Below are 19,227 nucleotides of genomic sequence, written 5' to 3'. Positions count from 1 at the left end.
GTATTAAGGGGGGATCGGCACCCCCCTTATCAAGGGGGGATTAAGGGGGGATCGGCACCCCCCTTATCAAGGGGGACAGGGGGGATCAGACGCAAAATCTATCTTCAATTTAATTATAACTACTTACTTATAAACTGTAATGATTGAACAATAGAGCGAGAAATTGAAATACCTAAAGGGATCAAGTGACTATATCTCGTCGCTGCGAATACTATCCACCAAATTCTGTCGCATCTCTAGGAATTCCAGGGATAGCCGCAAAGAAGCCGGGGTTACCTCGTGGTCACGGTGGGCGAAAGGATTGACTATATCCTTAACCACGCGACCGGGACGAGCGTGGAGGACAACGATGCGGGTGGCGAGTAAGAGAGTCTCTTCCACGTCATGGGTGATGAAAAAGATCGTTTTCCCTGTTCTCTGCCAAATGCCTCTGAGATGGGTTTGGATCGATTCGCGGGTGAGCGCGTCGAGTGCGCCAAAAGGTTCGTCCATGAGAATAATCGCTGGTTCGGCGGCTAGGGTACGGGCGATCGCTGATCGTTGTTGCATCCCCCCAGAAAGCTGATAGGGGAAGAAATTCGCCGCTTCCGAGAGTCCCACCATCTCCAAAGTGGCGGCTACCCTTTGTTTTCGTTCCCGATCGCTCACTCCTTTCATTTTTGGGCCAAACTCGACATTTTTGGCGATCGTTAACCAAGGGAACAGGTTAGGACGTTGAAACACGACCCCCACATCGGGATCAGGTTCGCTATGTCGTTTCCCCGCGACGGTGACTATTCCCGTCGTCGGCCGTTGGTAGCCAGCCAAGACCCGTAATAACGTCGTCTTACCGCACCCAGAAGAGCCTAACACGCAGACGAAATCTCCTGCGAACAAGCTTAGATTAATGTCCCGCAAGACTTCATTTCCTTCGCTACCTGAGCCGAAGGTAACACCGACGTTGGCTAGTTCGCAAATCATCACTTCTCGCCTCGGGGTATCGGAGATAGTTTTCGCAGCAAAAGAGTAACTCATGGACTTTCAGAAACTAGAGGGCTTTGGTAAGGAGGCTTTTTTGAAAGGTGGCCAGATCGGGCGCGCTGGTGATTTTTTTCTGGCTGACCGCGAAATCGGCCGATTCCTTAAGGATTCTGGCAAAGTCACCCGGATTGTCGGTCGTCCCCAGATATTTTGGCGATCGCTGTTCGCTCGAATCCAACCAGATCAACTCTTTGACTGCGGCGGCCGTTTCCTCTGGCGTGATATTCAGTTCCTTGGCTAAAGCTTTGATCGCGTTTTCTGGATCGCTCCGGTATGTCTTAACCGCCTCATCCAACACGGCGATATATCGCTTCACCACGTCGGGGTACTGTCCGGCGAATTCCGTTCGCACTACCCCGAGATCCGCCGTGATAATGCCTTTTTTAGCCAGATCGGCCGAGGAGATCAGTACCGTTCCCCCGTCTTTCTGAAGTTTACTGAGATTCGGTTGCCAGACGTAACTCGCGTCGATATCCCCCCGCTGCCAAGCGGCGACGATATCTGGGGGTTGTAAATCTAAGATATTTAACTCCTTCTCAGGAATATTTTCCATGGCTAATAGGGATTCCAAGGAGAAGTGAGCGGTGGAACCAAAGGGAGTGGCCACTTTTTTGCCCTTGAGATCGGCGATCGACTTGATACCTTTCTTCACGATCAACGCCTCCGCCGCGCCGATCACGTCGAGGATAAAATACACCTGATAAGGTAATCCGCTGGCGATACCCACGCTGGCGGGAACCGTACCCAACGCCCCGAAATCGATACCCTTGGCGGCGATCGCGGTGTTCACGTCTCGTCCCGAATCGAAGCTGATGTATTCTACCTTGGCATCAGGAAAGGCTTTGTCCGCCAGTCCCAAGGCTTTCGCGAGTAGTTCGGGATTGGGTATCACCTGATAGCCGATGCGGATTTTTTCCGGAAGTGTTCCGGTTGCCGCGGGTGCGGTGGCGGTGGTGGACGACGGGTTAGAAGAACTCCCGGTCTTCTCGCTGACACAGCTAGAGACGACCAAAGGTAAGCTCGCACTCAATAAACCTAACAATACTTCTCGACGTTTCAATAACATAAGATATCTCGTTACAATCACTAAAAAAAAACTCACGCGTCGCGACCAATCCAGGGCAATTGGGTTTTCTCTATCCAACGGATCACTGCGTCGATCGCTATGGCGACCAACCCCATGATGGTAATGCCGACGAAAATGACATCGCTGCGGAGAAATTTACTGGCATCAAGTACCATCCAACCGATACCCGAAGTAGCGGCGACCATTTCGGCCGCCACTAGGGTGGAATAGGAAACCCCGATCGCCGTTCGCAATCCGGTGAAAATTTCCGGCAGGCAGGAGGGGAAAATGACATAGACAAATAACTGCCAGCCGGAAGCACCGAGGGATCGTGCGCCGTTGATTCGGTCGATCGAGATCCGTTCCACCCCGGAAACCACCGCTAGAAAAAGTGGGGCAAAGGCGGCCAGAAATAAAAGGGCGACTTTCGACGGATTCTCGATGCCTAACCAGATGACTAACAGGGTGTAGTAAGCCAGGGGGGGTAGCGGTCGGTAGAACTCGATAATTGGGTCAAGGGCTGCTCGGATCAGTTTGGAGAAACCGCATAACATACCCAAGGGGATGGCGGTAACAGTGGCCAGCACTAGCGCCGCCATCAGTCGGTACATACTCTGAAAAAGGTGATAGAGAAGCGAGTGGCCCTTGTAGCCACTTTGCAGAATATCGACAAACGCCGACCAAACCGCTGCAGGCGTTGGGAGAAACAGGGGATTGGCCCAGCCTAAAGACGTACTGAGATACCAGAGGGCGAAGATCAGCAGCACCGATCCCAGAGAGATCGCTCGCTCCGGAGTCAGAAAACGATAGATCGGGGATTTTCGAGAAGGATTTCGGGTGGGTGTCCTTTCCGGTTTCAAAACCATACAACTCCCTCGCGGCTGATAGTAAAAGAGCGATCATTTCTCGGAAAGAAATGATCGAAATACAGCTAATTTCTCTCGTGTCGCTTAATCACAAATTCGTAAAGTTAGCTAATCCATCGAGATTTAACTATCCTACGGCAAGCCGACCGAAAAAGTCAAGTTTGTTGATCAAAATAAACTCATATAATTTTGTATAAACTGTACTTGACAAATATTTCTTGCGTTGCTGGTTTGAGATATGAATTTTCTTATATAGGATTTTAAAACTTAGACCCAGACTAGCTTTAGGCTGGTTGCAAGGTTGTCATTTATACCTTAATTCAGCAACGCTCAAAAAAGTAAACGGGCAGCCATAAATAATAACTAATGTAACGACCTAGGGAAGAGTCTGGATATCCTGACAAAACTTGCACCACTCGGAAATTTGTGTCATACTCCTCGATTAATCAATAAATACAGTATGCCTATCAACTTACTGTATTTAATTCACGGTGAAGGAGTCTAGAAGTATGTTCGAGGGATTTCTAGTTCGATTATTTTCGGGTTCGGTTTTGGTCGGGATGGCCCTGGCGAGCGCGAATCCGTCGCGGGCCGAGGAAAAATTTTTAGAAAACCAGCCGCCGATGGCCCAGATCACTTCGGTTTCCCAATTGCGGGACGTATCGCCGAGTGCGTGGGCCTATCAAGCACTGCAACAATTAGTGGAACGGTACGGCTGTATCGTTGGCTATCCCGACAGAACCTTTCGGGGCGATCGAGCCTTAACGCGATGGGAGTTTGCCGCGGGTTTAAACGCCTGTCTGAACACGATCGAGCGGTTACTTCAGGAAAATGTAGCGATCGCCCGCGAGGATGTCGTTCGGCTTAACCGATTGGCGGAGGAATTCGCCGCCGAGTTGGCGGCCTTGGGTGCCAGGATCGACAATCTCGAACAGCGCACCGCTTTTCTAGAAAATCATCAATTCTCGACGACGACAAAACTGAAGGGAGAAGCAATCTTTGCCCTGACCGACGCGTTCCAAGGTTCGATACAGGGAAGTAACCTTGTGTTTCAAGATCGGGTTCGTCTATCCTTGGAGTCTAGCTTTACTGGAAAAGACCTCTTAACCGTCCGATTGGCGGCCAGTAGTACGACCCGATTGCGATTCCCCGGATTCCCCAATAACGCCCAGGGCAACCAAACCTTTAACCTCCCGGCGGGGAACGGCAACGATATCGTCCTCGACTGGCTCGCCTACGAGTTTCCCGTGGGCGATCTGTACGTCTATCTCCCGGCCTATAGCGGTCGCTGGTGGGATTTCGCCCCGACTCTTAACCCCGTGATTGGGGGAGGGACGAACGGCCGGAAAGCCCTCAGTATCTTCGCCCAATTCAATCCCGTCTATACCCTCGGCGGGGGTTCGGGAGTCGGTCTAAATTACAACATCGGCAAACAGTTTACTATTAGCGCCGGCTATCTGGCGGGAGACGATACATCGGGAAATCCCAATCCGGGAAACGGTTTATTTAACGGGGAATATAACACCCTGTTCCAACTAGCTTGGTTGCCCGGCACGAACGCAGGTATCGCGCTCACCTACGTCCACGCTTATCAACCGGACGGACCTCTCTTCGACTTCGGCACGGGAGGGGCGAAAATCGGTACAGCTCCCGCGAACGCGCCCTTTAGCGGGCCGGTTTCCTCGAACTCCTACGGGGCTTCGGGTTTCTTCCAGTTTAACCCCCACGTCATTCTTAACGGTTTCTTCGGTTACACCAACGCCCGAAGGACTAGCGGTTCCGGTAGTGCCGATATCTGGTACTACGCGCTAGGACTCGGCTTTCCTGATCTGGGGAAAGAGGGCAATTTGGGTGGTCTGGTGGTGGGCGCAGAGCCGTATCGGGGAGATACTAGCCCGAACGATCTCTCGCTCCATCTGGAGGCGTTTTATAAGTACCAATTGACGAAGAATATCTCGATCACGCCGGGGGTGATCTGGATCACCGCGCCTAACCAGGATGCGGGAAATCCCGACGGGATCATCGGGACAGTCAGAACCACGTTTACTTTCTAAAAGACATCCCGTTATCGCCCCATTTGCTCTTGCATTTTTCGTATTTAAGTCACCGATCTGAGGCGGTGAGAACTAGGAACTGGAGGATAAATCTATGGGTTTCAACTATTTCAATATTCAACCGATCGCTGGGCGAATTGGAGCCGAGATCGTTGGCATCGATCTGAGTCAAAATCCGAGCGATGATCTAATCGCAGAGATCCGTAAAGCGTTGATTCAATACAAAGTTATTTTTTTTCGACAACAAACCTTAGACGAAAAGGGTCACATCGCTTTTGCCCGTCGTTTTGGCGAGTTGACAAAAGCTCACCCCACTGTACCCGGTTACTTAACGGATTACCCTGAAATTTTCGATTTAGATTATCGGCGACACCATGCCTATACGGATCTTTGGCATACCGACGTTACTTTTGTAGAACGACCGCCACTAGGCTCGATTTTACGTGCGGTTATTATTCCGCAATATGGAGGGGATACGATGTGGGCTAATACGGTGACAGGATATGAAGATTTGCCACCCCATTTGAAAGCCTTAGCTGAGCATCTGTGGGTCGTTCATACCAATCACTCGGATTATGCCGCTTCTACGGTGGAGATTTCCCAAGCCAAAAGGGATTACGCCAAGGTTTTCCAATCGACAATTTATGAGGCTATCCATCCGGCGGTGCGCGTTCATCCTGAATCTGGTGAGCGATCACTGATGTTAGGGTCCTTCGCCCGTCGTATTAAAGGACTTTCTTCAGAGGATTCTTTCGATACCCTAAAACTTTTGCAATCCTACGTCACCCGTCCGGAAAACACGGTACGTTGGCGTTGGCAAGTGGGGGATATCGCTTTTTGGGATAATCGTTCTACCCAGCATTATGCGATTGCGGACTATGGCGATCGTCCCCGTCGGGTGCAACGGATCACCATCGTGGGTGATGTTCCGCTCAGTATTGACGGGCAGCGTGGTGGTGTGGTTACGGGAGACGTTAGCGATTATATTCCCGTTTCCCAAAACAAAGACAGCGCTTGACTAAACTGACTCAAACCTATTCATCGGCTTGAGCGACAGGGATTGTAGAATCTCCTCGGCGAGATTAGCACCCTTCGGCGTAGCTCAGGGCAAGGCCTGTACCCGGATTTCGGGAACGGCAATGGATTCCCAGAGATTACCATTGCGTAGCGTTCCCAAGGTATAAAGCCGTTGGGAGACCTTTTCACCAGCATCAATGAGGGCACCATTGGGGGCAGTTTTGCTCTAACTGTATATAGGGTCTGCTGAAAAAGTTTTTCCTGGGGGTAGGAGTCAGTAGCCGGTCGTCAGTAGCCGGTCGTTTCAGGCTTTGTTGCCCTTGTTTTTTGTACCAATTGATGTACTACAAGAAGGATAATGCAAGGTTTTTGAAAGTCCCAATCCTATTTTCGCAGCATGAACATCGGACTTTAACAGGTCAAAAGCCTTATTTTAAAAGGGTTTTACCATTATTCAGCAAGCCCTATATAAGCAGGAGCTTTCCCCCTTGCTTCCTTCAAGAGCGCCTGCACGTAATCTCCATAAATCTGGCGCGGCACGAAGGTGGATGCTGTCACTTTTTTCTGCCCGTTCTGATGCAGCCAGTTCAAGAAGTGCGCTGGTTCATCGACAAAGGCACTCATTTTGCCAGCCGGTACGTTCAGTAGGTGACAGGGAAATTGTGTCTGATAACCATTTCACAAATTTTGCTAAAATCATCAGTGCAACTTAGTTTTTTGCCAGGGATTATGGGTGATTTCAAGCATCAGGTTGACCAAGGGATAAAACAGGTAAATCAGTTGGCTGATCAAGCAATTGACAGTGTTAAGGACAATGTGCAACAGATCAGCGAACATCCTACCAAACTGGTGGATATGGGCGCAGGCATGGCAGGTGGCATGGCAGGTGCCACCGCCGGAGAGGTAATTGGAGGTACTGTTGGGGCAGTATTAGGCCCAGTAGGCGTGATCGCTGGTGCTCAGGTAGGCGGACTGGTTGGGGATGTATTGGCAGGATATGAAGCCAGTCATCTTTCTCATCAGATGCTGCATCCAGGAGAGCAAAAGCCAGAGAAACCAAATGAGTTACATGAAATTGAAGCCGCCTTTGAAAACAAAAGCTTAGAGCAGGCAGGGAAAACCCTGGGCGAAGTGGCGGGGGATTTCGTTGATAATGGGTTATTAGGTGGGATTACTGGTAATATGGGCAAAGCGATCGGCGGTCAGGTGGGCAAGTTTGCCGGAAAATTCGCTCCCAAGGATTTTCTCCATCACCATCAAGAGGTAGCCCCTGCCGAGGCTAAACCCACCGAAGCTGCTGATAGCAAAACAGATTAACCAACCCACAGAACAATTAAACTACTTGACAATAGGGAGATTTTGAGGTATGCCGAGGCTCAGATGTTCAACTAAGCGATCGAGTCGCCCCGACCACTCGTCTTCAGAACCTTGCTTGAGGCTTTCGCCGAGAGCTTTACAGATTAGACCTCTTGCAAAAGTCTTAAGTCGATCCTTGTACAGCAACATTTTTGAAGATTATCAACTACTAATAAATAATTAACTGAAAGTCCCTCCCATTATTGTTTCTATCGTTTGTTTTCGGATTTATGCAAGAGGTCTATTGTCCTGAATCCGAGTTAGCTGCCTCCTTGTATTTTGGCAAAAAGGGACAAACCCACCAGCCGTGGTCAAGATGTTATTAACGCGCATTTGTTGGTGCTGTTAAACGAGCCTCTCCGATTTTATGTTGCAAAATGAAAAAGCCAGCGTATGCAGGGGAAGCATTGGGGGGAATATCTAGTTTAGATATATTTAATGCGTAAACAGTAATTTGATAGTTATGGGGTTTTGAGCCTTCCGGTGGGCAAGCACCACCAAAGCCGTTGTAGCCGAAGTCATTCCGCAATTGAATCGTCCCTTGAGGAAGCTTTTTACTGTCTTTCACGCCAGCATTTTCTGGTAAACTACGCACATCTGCCGGGATGTTGACGACCACCCAATGCCACCAACCGCTTCCTGTTGGTGCATCAGGATCATACATAGTGATAGCAAAACTCTTAGTTCCTTTGGGAACATCGCTCCATTTCAAAGCGGGAGATTCATTTTTACCAGTACATCCCCATCCATTATAGATTTGTGCATTTTGTAATGATTTACCGTTTTCAATTGTTGGGCTAATTAATGTCATAGCTTGAGCGCCCAAGCTAAAACCACCCAATGCAATCAAGACGGCAACAATCTCTGCTTTAAACATAAAATTACTCCTTCGCTCTGGATTAAGATAGGGGACAATCTCACTGGGGAAGAAAACGGGTTTCTCGGAGAAACCCGTTTTCTAGGGATCAGCGATGAGGGCGGGCGTTCGCCACCGCAACAGCCCTACCCCATGAGATCAGATCAGCAGTGGCATCATCGCGATCAATAACGCATTCAATGAGCGTCGGTCCCTCGCGGTTTTCCAGAGCTACCTCGATCGCCTGGGCCAGTTCCCCGGCGGTGGTAGCGAGGAGGCCCTGGCCCGCCCCATCTTCGGCGTTGAATACTTTGATTAACCCTGCGTAGTCCCAGTTCTTAATGTTGTTATAGGGGCCATCGTGAATTTCAACCTCGATCGTGTAGCCATGATTGTTGACGAGGAAAATGATGATCGGCAGCTTCTGTCTGATCATCTGCGCCACCTCCTGGGCAGTAAGCTGAAAAGAGCCGTCACCAATCATGCAGATAATCTGTCGCTCCGGCGCACCCAGGGCATAGCCGAAAGCGGCCGGGATCGACCATCCGATATGGCCCCATTGCATCTCGATCTCGAAGCGGGCCCCAGTGGGCAGCTGTAATTTCATGCCATTGAACCAGGAATCACCAGTCTCGGCGAACACCGTAGTCTTGGCAGTGACTAAAGGCCCGATCTGCCTGAGCATCTCGATCCTCGAGAGCTTGGCCTCAGACCTAGCAGGCTCGACCGGCACAGACTGAGAGCGGAAGCGTGCAAATTCGGCCATAGTCGCATCGCGCTTCTCCACCTTTCGTGCCAAGCAAGAGAGAAAGTCGCGCAGATGAATCCCGCTGAAATGATACCCGTCAAATTTGACACTATCTTTGTTGGCGTTCAGTACAGTCGGACCACTGGGCATCGCAGTCCAGCCGACGGTCGAATAGTCGTTGAAAACCGCTCCTAAGCAAACTACACCGTCCGACCAATCGACAATCGCGCTCGTGCCGGGAGAACTAATTTCTCCCCAGTAAGTACCAACGTACTGAGGATGCTCTTCCGGGAAAAAGCTCTTGGCGGCGGCCATGACCGCAACGGAACAACCGAGCGCCTCGGCCAGTTCGATCGCCTCTTTCTCGGCTTTGGCAGCCCGTAGCTGGCTGCCGATCAAAAGTACCGGTTTCTGCTTGCTATGTAGAAATTCTGCTGCTGCGCTCACCGCCGCTGCCAAAGTTTCTGCGTCGCTCGGGGCCTCATTGATGATTGCGCTCACTGGACCGGGGGAAGCACAGGGGGCCGCGGCAATATTGCAGGCAATCTCGATATAGGCTGGTTTTTGCTCCCGTAACGCCGTTCGGATAACGTGGTCGATCTGCTCCGGGGCATCTTCGGCGGATGTTATGGAAACCGCCGCACAGGTGAGCTTCCTAGCGATTTCCAACATATATTTTAAATCTTGCGTTCCCATCGTATGGTGCAGCAGATGACCGGTCGAGTAGTCGTTGGTATTGGGTGCGCCCGACACCAGGATGACGGGTAGGTTCTCAGCATAGGCACCGCCGATGGCATTCAGGGCCGAGAGGGCGCCAACGCTGTAAGTCACGACAGCGACTCCTACTCCATTGGCCCGAGCGTACCCTTCCGCCGCAAAGCCGCAGTTCAATTCGTTGCAGCAACCTACCTGCAAAAGATTCTGGTTTTTCAGCAACTGGTCCAGCAAGACGAGATTGTAGTCACCTGGGACTACGAAATGATGTTTTACTCCTATCTGAACCAAACGTTCTGCCAGGTAAGTCCCAACATTGTAATTGCTCATTACTTAGTCCTAATCTGAATAAAAATCACTAGATCAAGTGCATTGACTTGGCAGCGGCGGTGAGTTCGTCTCGAAACGCTGGATCCGCCAGTCCGATCAAAGACTCCGCCCTTTCGGTTGAGGAGAGTCCCTTGAGATCCACAACACCGTTTTCAGTGACCACATAGTGAACATCGGTGCGGGGTGTCGTGACTGGCCCAGAAAGCCGAGGAACGATCTTACTGATCTTGCCATCCTTGATTGAAGACTGGAAGGCGATAAAGGACATACCGCCCTTCGAGGCATAGGCCCCCCGGACGAAATCCAACTGGCCACCGGTTGAGGTAAACTGATGACCGCCAACATATTCCGAATTGCAAGCTCCGGTTAAGTCCATTTCAATTGTGGAATTTACCGACACCACATTGTCATTTTGGGCAATCACAGCCGGGTCATTCACATAATTGACAGGATGACTTTCCAGCGAGATATTATCATTAATAAAGTTGTAGAATGCTTCATCTCCCATGGCAAAGGTGAAGACAGATTTGCCTGGGTTGATTTTTTTCCATTTGTTGGTGACAACACCGTTCTGAATCAGGCTTGCCAAAGCAGGAACGAGTACCTCAGTATGAATGCCGAGATCCTGCCGATCCATTAGCGCCTCGCAGACTCCGCTAGGTACTCCACCCACGCCGATTTGCAGACAGGCGTGTTCGGGAATCCGTTCTGCGATCAACTGGCCAATCTTCCTCTCTTGCTCCGTGACCGGTCGAGGTTTCAGCATTGGCAACGGAACATGATGTTCTACGATGGTATCTACTTCGGAAATATGCAATAAGGAGCGCCCGAAAACCCGGGGCATATTCTGGTTGACTTCCACGATCAGCCGTTTAGCTGCCCTGGCGGCGCTGCTGGTGTAATCGTTATTGGTTCCGAAGGTGAAATAGCCGTTACTGTCCATGGGTGACACGGTTACTAGAAAGGTGTCCAGATGGATGTGATCGCTAAAGAACCGCACCGATTGGCTGAAAGAATTCGGCACATAAAAGACAACCTTGCGATCGCCGTCTTCTTGTCCTTTTTTAATCAGGTCGCGCTCGGCTTTCTGCATGAACATGGAATAGGGTTTGATGCGGCCCATCAATTCGTAGCGCAGCAGCGATCGCTGCATGGGTTCTTCTGCGTGCATATAATACACTTTCACATCATCGATCAACCCGGCTTCTGCCCTAGCCGCTAGTGCTTCCATCAGCGCCGGTGGTTGGCAAGCTGCCTGACCGATACCAACAATGCTGCCACTACTAATCTGCTCCATAGCAGTGTGACTGTCCGTAAGCTTGGCCTGATATTGGTTCTCGTAAGCCATCATTTTTCTCCCGAAGAAGTCTTAACTAATCAATAATTTGCTGCGGCTTCCGGTGAGTGACCGCGTTTGTAAATCAGCATCGTCCGCTCGAAGCTCATCACTTCTACACCTTCCTGGTTCACGCCTCGCGTTGAAACGGTGACAATTCCCTGGGTCGGCCGACTCTTTGACTCACGCTTGGACAGCACAGTGGATTCTGCATAGAGTGTGTCCCCGGCAAAGACTGGATGTGTCGCTTTGACGTTATTCCAACCCAGATTGGCTACAACTTTAGCACTGACGGTCCTAACGCTCATACCAGTGAGAAGGGCAAGGGTGAAGGTGCTATCCACCAGCATCTTCTTCCACTCTGTTTGACCGGCGTAGGCGGCATCAAAATGAACCGGTTGTATATTCATCGTCAGCAAGGTCATCCAGATGTTGTCCACATCTGTAATCGTCCTACCGGGACGGTGCTCGAACACATCACCAACTTGAAAATCTTCGTAGTAAAGACCGTTGGTCTCACGATAGCGATTTGGTGCGATTTCTCGGTACGCTGACAGCATATTTTCCATTTTTTTTTCCCGGTTTCTGGACACCTTAGATTAACAAAACTATTCCTCAGCTGCAATACCGGCTCGTTCCAGAACAAGCCTTGCTTTACGGGCAACCGCTTCATCCACCATTTGCCCCTCAACAGCACCAACCCCTTGACGGTTGACGGTAAGGATCTGTTGTGCTTTGGCTATTTGTTGTTCTGTTGGGGTCAAGACCTCATTGATGGTGGCAATTTGTACGGGGTGGATTGCACATTTGCCGTGAAATCCCAAGTTTACTGATGCTTTTGTCTCCTGCTTCAGACCTTCCGCATCCGCAATATCAAAATAGGGGGAGTCGAAAGCGGCAATCCCAGCGGACGCGGCCGCATGGATCAGGGATGACCTCACCCACAGTAGTGGCTCCCAAGCGGTTTCTGCACCCAGGTCCGCAGCCATATCCGCAGCACCGAAGATAAAGGCGGCCGGCCTGACTTGGCCGCTAACCATCTCGGCCAAGGACCCAATCGCCTTGGTACTCTCAATCAGCGCAATCACCTGCGTCGATTTATTGGCCTCTCGCAACAGGTTTCCCACCAGGCTGATGAGTGCGGAGGAGTCGCATTTCGGTAGAATTAAATAGTCGGGTTCGGCGGGTGAAAGCAAGAGAGCCTGAAGGTCGTCGAGTCCAAACCTTGTGTCGGGAGAATTGACGCGGAGGGCACAGGGGAGGTGATCCGAGGATATCTCCCCAAGATAGCGCAGCGCTGCTAGGCGGGCCTCCTCCTTGGCGCTGGGAGCCACTGCGTCTTCAAGATCAATAATCAGGGCATCGGCCTTTACCTCCGCAGCACGGGAGAATCGGTCCGACTTGGTCGCGGGTGTGAACAGCCAGCTTTTTAGGGCTAGAATCGATTTCTGCGATTGATGTAACATTAGACCTCTTGTAAAAATCAAAAATTGTTGTTAGGGTTAGGCTTCGGCCGTGAGCTCAGCGTTCGACAAAAGCTCACGCCGAGGTCCGAACGGAGTCAGTAGCCAGTAGTCAGTAGTCAGGAGAATTAAGAATGAATGATAATCAGTTAAATAGTCTATTTACAGACTTTATAACATTTAATACTTATTTTTGCCGTTTTTGAACCCTGAAAAATTAATTATGCAAGAGGTTTAATACCGGGGTCTTGTTTTGCGTCAATGTGAAGTGTACCTCAAAACTTGGGGGTTGCCAAATTTGAAAATGTCTAAATTAGGGCAGCAAATTATTAAGCAGAGGAGCTAGATTTTGAGGACGATAATTGGGATCAGCCTTAAGTCGTTCGACCACACTATAATGAAGGGCAACCTTTGAAGATTCTATCGGTCGCCATTCCTCGCCAGCTAAAGCATACACACCAGTCACGCGATTATCAAATTTAGTCATTGGATCTGGTTTAATCTGAAATTCTTCACTATAATTTTCAGTTGAATCAAACTCCAATCCTAACTTTTTAGCCTCGTGGATTATCCATTGTAAAGTATAGTCCGATAGCCCTCGATATTCTTCAGTTCCTCCACCAATACAGCCATGTTCACCGGCAAAGAAAACTTCTTTGACTACTTGTTCAGGATTTTTATCACTTCTCTCCATGGCGGACGAGGGAAAACCCCTGCGTTTCTCATCAATGGCAACTGCATGAAAGGCATTTTCTACAATCGGACTTAGTCTAGCATCGAAAAATTCATACTTCCGATTCCAGAGTTTAGCCAAGGGTAGCCAAGGCGTTAGATCAGGAACACCTAATGCTCCCACCGTATCCCAGCACCCTAACATTTTGATCGGTACACGACCTTGTAAATAATCTTTTTCGCTATCTATCTTTTTGGAGTTATCTTCCCGGAATTTTTGAGATTCTGGATCATTTGGCTTAATTTTAGAATTTCGATAAAGCTCATAAGCTTTAGGCAATTCCCGGATCTTGGAACGGCTCAATAAACCACAGTTATAGATCATACCTGCTAAACAACGAACTGTATAGGCTCCGCGACTAAAGCCAACTAGGTAAATTTCGTCTTCAGCTTCTACGTCATAATTCATACATAAAAAGCGATAGGCCTCTTGAATAATTCTGTCAATTCCCCAACCAAAAGCCCCCCCGCCTAAACGCTCGATTAAATCAGCGTCTTCTGCTGTGCCACATCCTGATATATAATGAGCCATTTGTGGGGTTTGATCATCGGCGGTGTATTTCACTAAGCGGGCAAATTTGACGACATTCGTAGGATAGGAAGTTGCTAATTCATTCCAAGTACCATCACAACAAACAACCAAACGTTTTTTCTTGGTTGTATCAACAGATTGGATAGCATCCTTTTGACTCATGGTCATTTATCTCCGTAACTAAAACCAGTTTAAGTTTGAACTCCACTGGCACTGCGCTGACTAAAAAATACCTCATGGGGACTACTATAGTCAAGGACTTTTTGCGGTCAATGGTTAATATAAATCGTAATCGTTCAGATAGTTGAACTAAGTCGAGGCATCGCCACTCCGACTCGTCTTTAGAATAGAGCGTAATAGTTTCTAATGATTGTGTTCATTATCCTAAACATTTTCCAAACTTTTACCATTGGGTTCAATGCGAAAGATAAAAGTAACCAACGCCCCAAAAAGAGAAGTGATAACTAAACCATGTAAAAGGTTAGACGTACCAATTTGTTCCCTGAGAATCGGAAAGAAAAAAGCAGTAGTAACTGCTCCGACTTTCGCAAAAGAGGCGGCAAAACCAGCACCTAACCCACGAATTTGTACGGGAAATATCTCCCCCGCTAAAACATAGGTCATGGCATTGGGTCCGAGATTTGTCATAAAATTAAAGATGATAAAGCCGCCAAATATAAGAAATACTTTTAATTGATGACCTTCTGGAATAGTTTCTGCCGCTAGGGAAGCAATTCCTAATCCTAAGCCACAGCCAATAAAGCCAACAATTTGTAAGGGAATCCGTCCGACTTTATCAACTAAAGAAATCGAGGCAAGAAATCCAATCAGTAAGAACAGATCAATTGCTCCAGAACCTTCCGCTGCTACCATATCTTTGAAAATAAAATTAGGCTGAGTTTTGGTAAATAGGGTTGCTAAAATCGTTGGGGTAAAAATACCAATGCCGTAGGTGGCTAGATCCTGCAAAAACCAAGGAACAGCCGCTAATATAGTTGCTCTGAGATAGCGAGGGGAAAACAAAAGCTTGTATTTTTGCTTGCGTTGCTGGCCGATTCTCTCTACTAAGTCCGCAAGCTCAACTGGGCGTTGCAGTAAAACTTTAGCAGAGCGTTGAGCATCCTCTTGGCGATTGTGAGATATTAACCAATGGGCACTTTCTGGGATTCCTGTCCTCAATAAAAAAACAATAATTCCAGGAATAACTAAACTGGCGTACATCCAATGCCAAGCCCCTACTTCAGGGTTAATCCGCAGTACCAGTAATCCGATTAAGACTCCGCCTAGGGAACCAATTGATTGAAAAGCAAAAGCCCCTAATACCATTCTGCCCCTAAAACTACTAGGAATTGACTCAGAAATGATCAGATGGGCTGTGGGATAGTCTGCCCCAAGAGCAACCCCAACGCAAAATAAAAAGAAAATCAGAGAGGGAACATTCCAAGCGATCGCTGTTAAACTGACAAAAACAGTAAAAATCGCCATTTCAGATACGAAAACTAACTTTCGTCCCAGGCGATCCGCTAAATTTCCGAATAGGGAAGCCCCCACCAAAATCCCCAAAAGCGTTGCGGCGGCAACTGAACCTTTTAGGGCTGATGCTAAGTTAAAATCTTGCTCAATTAAGGGAATAGCAACTCCAGTCAGAAAGATGACCATGCCTTCAAAAAACTTGCCAGTAGCCGCCAAAATCCAGATGCGCCATTGCATCAAACTTAGGGGACGAGGAGGAGTTTCATCGATATAACTTTGTAGGCTTTTCATAGGATAGAGCTATTAAAACTATAGTTTTAATAGCTGGTTAGATTTAAATTGAGTTTAAGGCTGATTTAATTTAAGATTAAAATTTTTGGATACTCGTTACTGGCTATGCTATATCAACATACAAGATGCCAAGACAACATACTTCTAACCCAAAAATTCTGAAAGTTTCTCAAGCCATAGCCTCTCAGTTTTATTAGTTTAAGTGTATTTTTGATTCCCTCGACTAACGGAATATTTTTGATTTCTACAAGAGGTCTATTAACAATCGTCCTCGAAAATGCCTTGACTATCCTACCCCGAATGAGATATTCTACGAAAGCAAATTAGACATTGATGCAATTCAGGCTTGAATTAGCCCAATTAAGGAGCTAGGGTGAAGAAAAATCAGATGATAATGGCTGTGATCGCCTTTGCTGCGGGAGCCGGCACAATATTCGCCGCTATTGTCATTTTTGACATTGATTTTGTTAAATGGGCTAACTGTAGTGCGCCTTTTGCCGATCCAATTGATCGGCAATCAGCCATTTGCCGCAGATAATCTGGCGGCTCCTGACAAACCTTATTACTATAAATACTGACATCTATCTCAGGGGGACACTGCCTATCGAGCTAAGTGGGCAAGTTTGCAACTGAGAATGTAGTCTCCAACCTAATAAATATTGGAATAGTGGAACATGGAAGCAACACTGGGCATCGTCTTATCGGTACTTTCGGCAACTGCCACAGCCGTCTGGACAGTTTGGACTTGGAGCGAGCAACAAAAGGAGGAAAGAACGCAGAAACGAAATCAGATCGCCGCTCTGTACATTAATCCCTTCTTGTTCGCCGCTCAGGAATTGCAAGTCCGACTTGACGGCATCATCAATCAGCAAGAGTTGGAATTTTTTAAACGGGAATATCCCGAAACCGATGAAATCGGTTCTCCCGAAGCCTTAGAACTCCTCTATGTCCTGGTGAAATTCTTTGGCTGGTACTGGTACGTCTATCGGTACGGTCCCTACACCAGAGACAAAAAGGCGATCGAACTGATTAGCAAAATTATCAGGACTTTTGCCAACCGCGAGGACTTTGCTGGAGACACTTTCTATTTTTCCTTCTCAGAACAGAGATCTCTGGGACAGACATTCGTTAAAGTCTTTGGGCAAGCTGAATCGATCTACCCTGAGCTTGAAGCTATCTCCCTCTATCAATTTGCCACAGAACTGAGAGACGATATCCAAAAAGATCGCCCTATGTATCAGAATGTCATCAAAACGATCCAGGTCATCGACAGCGCCGAGCGGGTTGAGCAGCTGCAAGGATGCGATCGCCTAATCGCCGTACACAATGACTTGGTGGACCTGCTTAGTTATCTAGAAGCCCAAGAAGGCTTCTGTATCTCGCCCAAGGTACGCCAGAAAATTCAATCTCCCGCAAGCCTTCCCACAGATACCGAAATCATCCATGCTATTGCCGGGCGGGTGCGACTGCGGATTCCTCGCCTGCGCCAAGATCTGTCCTACGCCGAGCGGTTGCGCCAGCGCCTTCAGTCCCTAGCCGGCGTGCAAGAAATCCAAATCAATCCAGATGCCGCTTCAGTGGCGATTAGCTACGCACCCACCCTCTCAGAGGCAACATTTCAACAGAGACTTTTTCAAGCCATTGCCCAGTCAGGATCAGTAAATTAGACCTCTGGTAAAAATCAGAAATTGTTGTTAGGGTTAGGCTTCGGCCGTGAGCTCAGCGTTCGACAAAAGCTCACGCCGAGGTCCGAACGGAGTCAGTAGTCGGGAGGAGATAGGGTGATAGGGTTTTGGGGTGATGAGACAGCTTCCCCATCTCCCCACACCCCAGGAAAAACTTTTTGCCGCAAACCCTAATTATGCAAGAGGTTGACTGTGAATGTCAGGTGAAGAACCTCGGTTTTACCGAAGGAATGAAACAAAAGCCAAAACCGAAAATCTGCTACATCTGGTTTTTCAAGTTCCGTGCCAGTGTTGCGTCCGCTGCCTGCTGCGTGAATAGAGCGTAAAGCAGTCAGGCTGCATAAGCTGTCAGGGACAAGAGAAATCGACCGACTAACAGAGGAGAGAGCCGCTGAATATCCTCGAACCACTGGCAACTCAATGTCTGACACCGGGTAGGCAATTGTTGTCGGTCAGTCGGCATTTTTGGACTCAAGTTAGCTTTCGGAAATAATTTCTACTTCCCGAGGTGGCTGCTCGGCAGCTTTCCTAGTATCCACTTCCGATTTAGCTTCGGCCACGAGATCGTTCCAGGATTCGGTCGCTTCGGCAAAGGAACTTTGTAGTTTTTCCGTTGTTTCCATGCCAAATTTAAGGCCACCTTTAATCAAGTCGCGACCAGAATCTGAGATGGATTTACCTAGTTCAGGGTTGACAGCAGCTCCGACGATGGGAGCAACAACTAGGACAGCCACAGCCCCAGCACCTAATAATAGTAACTCTTCCATGATTGCCTCGCTATTTGATCACTTCTAGGGTATCAAAAAACCCTTCAGTCTAAAAGGTCAAACTAAATTAATTTGGTTTAAAGTTGGACATAGCAATGTTTGACAATCCCGATCGGTAGAGAAAGCAAGAAAAGAAAATGACTCCAGCACTCGCAACCCTTGAATTAAACCTTCAGACTAACCTAAGCAACGCTCAAGTCCTGCCGGTCGCAACGCGCTCGCTACGCGAGATCGCCCACCAGCCAAAAATTGACTGCCAAGTGCTGCACTCGCTGCCGGGGCGCCTTCGCCTGGGCATCCCCAAACTGGCTGGAGATACCACATATAGCGAGAAACTGACTTATGCCCTCCAGTCCCTCCCTTGGATTGGGGAAGTCCGCATCAATCCGGCGGCAAGTTGCGTGATCATCAACTATCAGAGTCACCCCGGTTCGGAGTCCGAACAGCAGGCAGCAATTTTAGCCCTCGTTCAACAGGCAGATTCCCTCGCCCTCTTGCCAACTGCCGCTCTAGAAGCCTTAGAAGCTGAGTTAGGGAGTTTTTGGGACCAGTTCTCTGGGGAACTGCAAAACTTTTTGACTGGATATGAAGGAATAGGAAAAGAAATTCTCAAGGCGATCGCCATTGCCAGTTTGATCGTAGGAATTGCTGGGGTGATCTTGCCCCTGCTACCAGGAACGCCCTTTTTGATCCTGTCCCATTTCTGCTTCCTAGCTTGCTCCTAATTAAGATTGGCTGAATAAATCTAAAAACTTTGTTGGATAAGACTTTTAGACTTTTTTCCCCTCAAAAAGTGCCAGTCATTGCGGGGATCGGGGGGAAAATTCCTGGACTTTTTCCCTGAAAATTAGGTAGTTGACCACGGCTCGACTGAGCTTCGCCGAACGTCCTGAAAATCGATAAAACCCCACACCCCACACC

18 protein-coding genes and 1 pseudogene are annotated in these 19,227 nt (G+C 48.6%); 6 read left to right on the top strand and 13 right to left on the bottom strand.

From position 1 onward, the window contains the following. Positions 1–189: 189 nt before the first annotated feature. From IQ234_RS13490 to IQ234_RS13480, 3 genes are read right to left on the bottom strand one after another with little or no spacing between them, the layout of a single operon-like run. A complete protein-coding gene (locus IQ234_RS13490; protein WP_193957469.1) occupies positions 190–1,014 on the bottom strand; it encodes an ABC transporter ATP-binding protein in 825 nt (274 codons plus the stop codon). 13 nt (positions 1,015–1,027) lie between these two features. Continuing rightward, positions 1,028–2,086, bottom strand: coding sequence for an aliphatic sulfonate ABC transporter substrate-binding protein (locus tag IQ234_RS13485; protein ID WP_193957468.1), 1,059 nt, complete (start codon positions 2,084–2,086; stop codon positions 1,028–1,030). A 32-nt stretch (positions 2,087–2,118) separates the two neighbouring features. Next, a complete protein-coding gene (locus IQ234_RS13480) occupies positions 2,119–2,952 on the bottom strand; it encodes an ABC transporter permease (RefSeq protein WP_193957467.1) in 834 nt (277 codons plus the stop codon). Positions 2,953–3,461: 509 nt separating this feature from the next. Here IQ234_RS13480 and IQ234_RS13475 point away from each other — a divergent pair. Further along, complete coding sequence (locus IQ234_RS13475; protein ID WP_193957466.1) at positions 3,462–5,006, top strand: iron uptake porin; 1,545 nt, start codon at positions 3,462–3,464, stop codon at positions 5,004–5,006. A gap of 94 nt (positions 5,007–5,100) precedes the next feature. After that, on the top strand, positions 5,101–6,024 hold the full coding sequence (locus IQ234_RS13470; protein WP_193957465.1) for a TauD/TfdA dioxygenase family protein: 924 nt from the start codon (positions 5,101–5,103) through the stop codon (positions 6,022–6,024). A 449-nt stretch (positions 6,025–6,473) separates the two neighbouring features. Here the strand turns inward: IQ234_RS13470 and IQ234_RS13465 are convergent, their stop codons facing one another. Then, positions 6,474–6,647, bottom strand: a complete 174-nt coding sequence (locus IQ234_RS13465; protein ID WP_265578481.1) for an FAD/NAD(P)-binding protein — start codon at positions 6,645–6,647, stop codon at positions 6,474–6,476. Positions 6,648–6,683: 36 nt separating this feature from the next. Between IQ234_RS13465 and IQ234_RS13460 the strand changes: the two genes are divergently transcribed. Next, on the top strand, positions 6,684–7,340 hold the full coding sequence (locus tag IQ234_RS13460) for a hypothetical protein (protein ID WP_228008526.1): 657 nt from the start codon (positions 6,684–6,686) through the stop codon (positions 7,338–7,340). 361 nt (positions 7,341–7,701) lie between these two features. Here the strand turns inward: IQ234_RS13460 and IQ234_RS13455 are convergent, their stop codons facing one another. From IQ234_RS13455 to IQ234_RS21965, 8 genes and pseudogenes are all read right to left on the bottom strand, one after another. Continuing rightward, the gene (locus tag IQ234_RS13455; RefSeq protein ID WP_193957464.1) at positions 7,702–8,256 is read right to left on the bottom strand and encodes a YbhB/YbcL family Raf kinase inhibitor-like protein; all 555 of its coding nucleotides are present in this window, start codon (positions 8,254–8,256) and stop codon (positions 7,702–7,704) included. A gap of 88 nt (positions 8,257–8,344) precedes the next feature. Next, positions 8,345–10,027 (bottom strand): alpha-keto acid decarboxylase family protein, encoded by a 1,683-nt coding sequence (locus IQ234_RS13450; protein WP_193957463.1) that lies wholly within the window; start codon positions 10,025–10,027, stop codon positions 8,345–8,347. Between the two features lie 28 nt (positions 10,028–10,055). After that, the gene (locus tag IQ234_RS13445) at positions 10,056–11,378 is read right to left on the bottom strand and encodes an acetyl-CoA hydrolase/transferase family protein (protein ID WP_228008525.1); all 1,323 of its coding nucleotides are present in this window, start codon (positions 11,376–11,378) and stop codon (positions 10,056–10,058) included. Positions 11,379–11,404: 26 nt separating this feature from the next. Continuing rightward, entirely contained in the window at positions 11,405–11,932 is a 528-nt protein-coding gene (gene ripB / locus IQ234_RS13440; protein WP_193957462.1) for a (R)-specific enoyl-CoA hydratase RipB/Ich, read from the bottom strand. Positions 11,933–11,971: 39 nt separating this feature from the next. Next, positions 11,972–12,829, bottom strand: a complete 858-nt coding sequence (ripC, locus tag IQ234_RS13435; RefSeq protein ID WP_193957461.1) for an itaconate degradation C-C-lyase RipC — start codon at positions 12,827–12,829, stop codon at positions 11,972–11,974. 310 nt (positions 12,830–13,139) lie between these two features. Further along, complete coding sequence (locus IQ234_RS13430; protein ID WP_193957460.1) at positions 13,140–14,258, bottom strand: DUF2235 domain-containing protein; 1,119 nt, start codon at positions 14,256–14,258, stop codon at positions 13,140–13,142. A gap of 216 nt (positions 14,259–14,474) precedes the next feature. Further along, the gene (locus IQ234_RS13425) at positions 14,475–15,854 is read right to left on the bottom strand and encodes an MFS transporter (RefSeq protein ID WP_193957459.1); all 1,380 of its coding nucleotides are present in this window, start codon (positions 15,852–15,854) and stop codon (positions 14,475–14,477) included. Between the two features lie 113 nt (positions 15,855–15,967). Next, positions 15,968–16,150, bottom strand: a pseudogene (locus IQ234_RS21965) (transposase); the annotation flags it as partial. A gap of 92 nt (positions 16,151–16,242) precedes the next feature. Between IQ234_RS21965 and IQ234_RS13415 the strand changes: the two are divergent. Beyond that, positions 16,243–16,392: a hypothetical protein gene (locus IQ234_RS13415; protein ID WP_185240042.1), complete on the top strand. Its 150-nt coding sequence runs from the start codon at positions 16,243–16,245 to the stop codon at positions 16,390–16,392. A 136-nt stretch (positions 16,393–16,528) separates the two neighbouring features. Continuing rightward, the gene (locus tag IQ234_RS13410) at positions 16,529–17,521 is read left to right on the top strand and encodes an HMA2 domain-containing protein (protein WP_193957458.1); all 993 of its coding nucleotides are present in this window, start codon (positions 16,529–16,531) and stop codon (positions 17,519–17,521) included. 494 nt (positions 17,522–18,015) lie between these two features. Here the strand turns inward: IQ234_RS13410 and IQ234_RS13405 are convergent, their stop codons facing one another. After that, complete coding sequence (locus tag IQ234_RS13405; RefSeq protein WP_159294873.1) at positions 18,016–18,306, bottom strand: DUF5132 domain-containing protein; 291 nt, start codon at positions 18,304–18,306, stop codon at positions 18,016–18,018. Positions 18,307–18,443: 137 nt separating this feature from the next. Between IQ234_RS13405 and IQ234_RS13400 the strand changes: the two genes are divergently transcribed. After that, positions 18,444–19,031, top strand: coding sequence for an HMA2 domain-containing protein (locus IQ234_RS13400; RefSeq protein ID WP_193957457.1), 588 nt, complete (start codon positions 18,444–18,446; stop codon positions 19,029–19,031). Positions 19,032–19,227: the final 196 nt, after the last annotated feature.

It is taken from the genome of Microcystis aeruginosa LEGE 91341 (assembly GCF_015206885.1).
Classification (GTDB): domain Bacteria; phylum Cyanobacteriota; class Cyanobacteriia; order Cyanobacteriales; family Microcystaceae; genus Microcystis; species Microcystis aeruginosa_H.
The sequence above is the reverse complement of the archived record's forward strand: the minus strand, read 5'-3'. Positions and strand labels throughout refer to the sequence as shown.

Excerpts from the sequence above, each read along its gene's own strand:
- IQ234_RS13490 (WP_193957469.1), bottom strand. The coding sequence starts at position 1,014 with ATGAGTTACTCTTTTGCTGCGAAAACTATCTCCGATACCCCGAGGCGA.
- IQ234_RS13485 (WP_193957468.1), bottom strand. The coding sequence starts at position 2,086 with ATGTTATTGAAACGTCGAGAAGTATTGTTAGGTTTATTGAGTGCGAGC.
- IQ234_RS13480 (WP_193957467.1), bottom strand. The coding sequence starts at position 2,952 with ATGGTTTTGAAACCGGAAAGGACACCCACCCGAAATCCTTCTCGAAAA.
- IQ234_RS13475 (WP_193957466.1), top strand. The coding sequence starts at position 3,462 with ATGTTCGAGGGATTTCTAGTTCGATTATTTTCGGGTTCGGTTTTGGTC.
- IQ234_RS13470 (WP_193957465.1), top strand. The coding sequence starts at position 5,101 with ATGGGTTTCAACTATTTCAATATTCAACCGATCGCTGGGCGAATTGGA.
- IQ234_RS13465 (WP_265578481.1), bottom strand. The coding sequence starts at position 6,647 with ATGAGTGCCTTTGTCGATGAACCAGCGCACTTCTTGAACTGGCTGCAT.
- IQ234_RS13455 (WP_193957464.1), bottom strand. The coding sequence starts at position 8,256 with ATGTTTAAAGCAGAGATTGTTGCCGTCTTGATTGCATTGGGTGGTTTT.
- IQ234_RS13450 (WP_193957463.1), bottom strand. The coding sequence starts at position 10,027 with ATGAGCAATTACAATGTTGGGACTTACCTGGCAGAACGTTTGGTTCAG.
- IQ234_RS13445 (WP_228008525.1), bottom strand. The coding sequence starts at position 11,378 with ATGATGGCTTACGAGAACCAATATCAGGCCAAGCTTACGGACAGTCAC.
- ripB (WP_193957462.1), bottom strand. The coding sequence starts at position 11,932 with ATGGAAAATATGCTGTCAGCGTACCGAGAAATCGCACCAAATCGCTAT.
- ripC (WP_193957461.1), bottom strand. The coding sequence starts at position 12,829 with ATGTTACATCAATCGCAGAAATCGATTCTAGCCCTAAAAAGCTGGCTG.
- IQ234_RS13430 (WP_193957460.1), bottom strand. The coding sequence starts at position 14,258 with ATGACCATGAGTCAAAAGGATGCTATCCAATCTGTTGATACAACCAAG.
- IQ234_RS13425 (WP_193957459.1), bottom strand. The coding sequence starts at position 15,854 with ATGAAAAGCCTACAAAGTTATATCGATGAAACTCCTCCTCGTCCCCTA.
- IQ234_RS13415 (WP_185240042.1), top strand. The coding sequence starts at position 16,243 with ATGATAATGGCTGTGATCGCCTTTGCTGCGGGAGCCGGCACAATATTC.
- IQ234_RS13410 (WP_193957458.1), top strand. The coding sequence starts at position 16,529 with ATGGAAGCAACACTGGGCATCGTCTTATCGGTACTTTCGGCAACTGCC.
- IQ234_RS13405 (WP_159294873.1), bottom strand. The coding sequence starts at position 18,306 with ATGGAAGAGTTACTATTATTAGGTGCTGGGGCTGTGGCTGTCCTAGTT.
- IQ234_RS13400 (WP_193957457.1), top strand. The coding sequence starts at position 18,444 with ATGACTCCAGCACTCGCAACCCTTGAATTAAACCTTCAGACTAACCTA.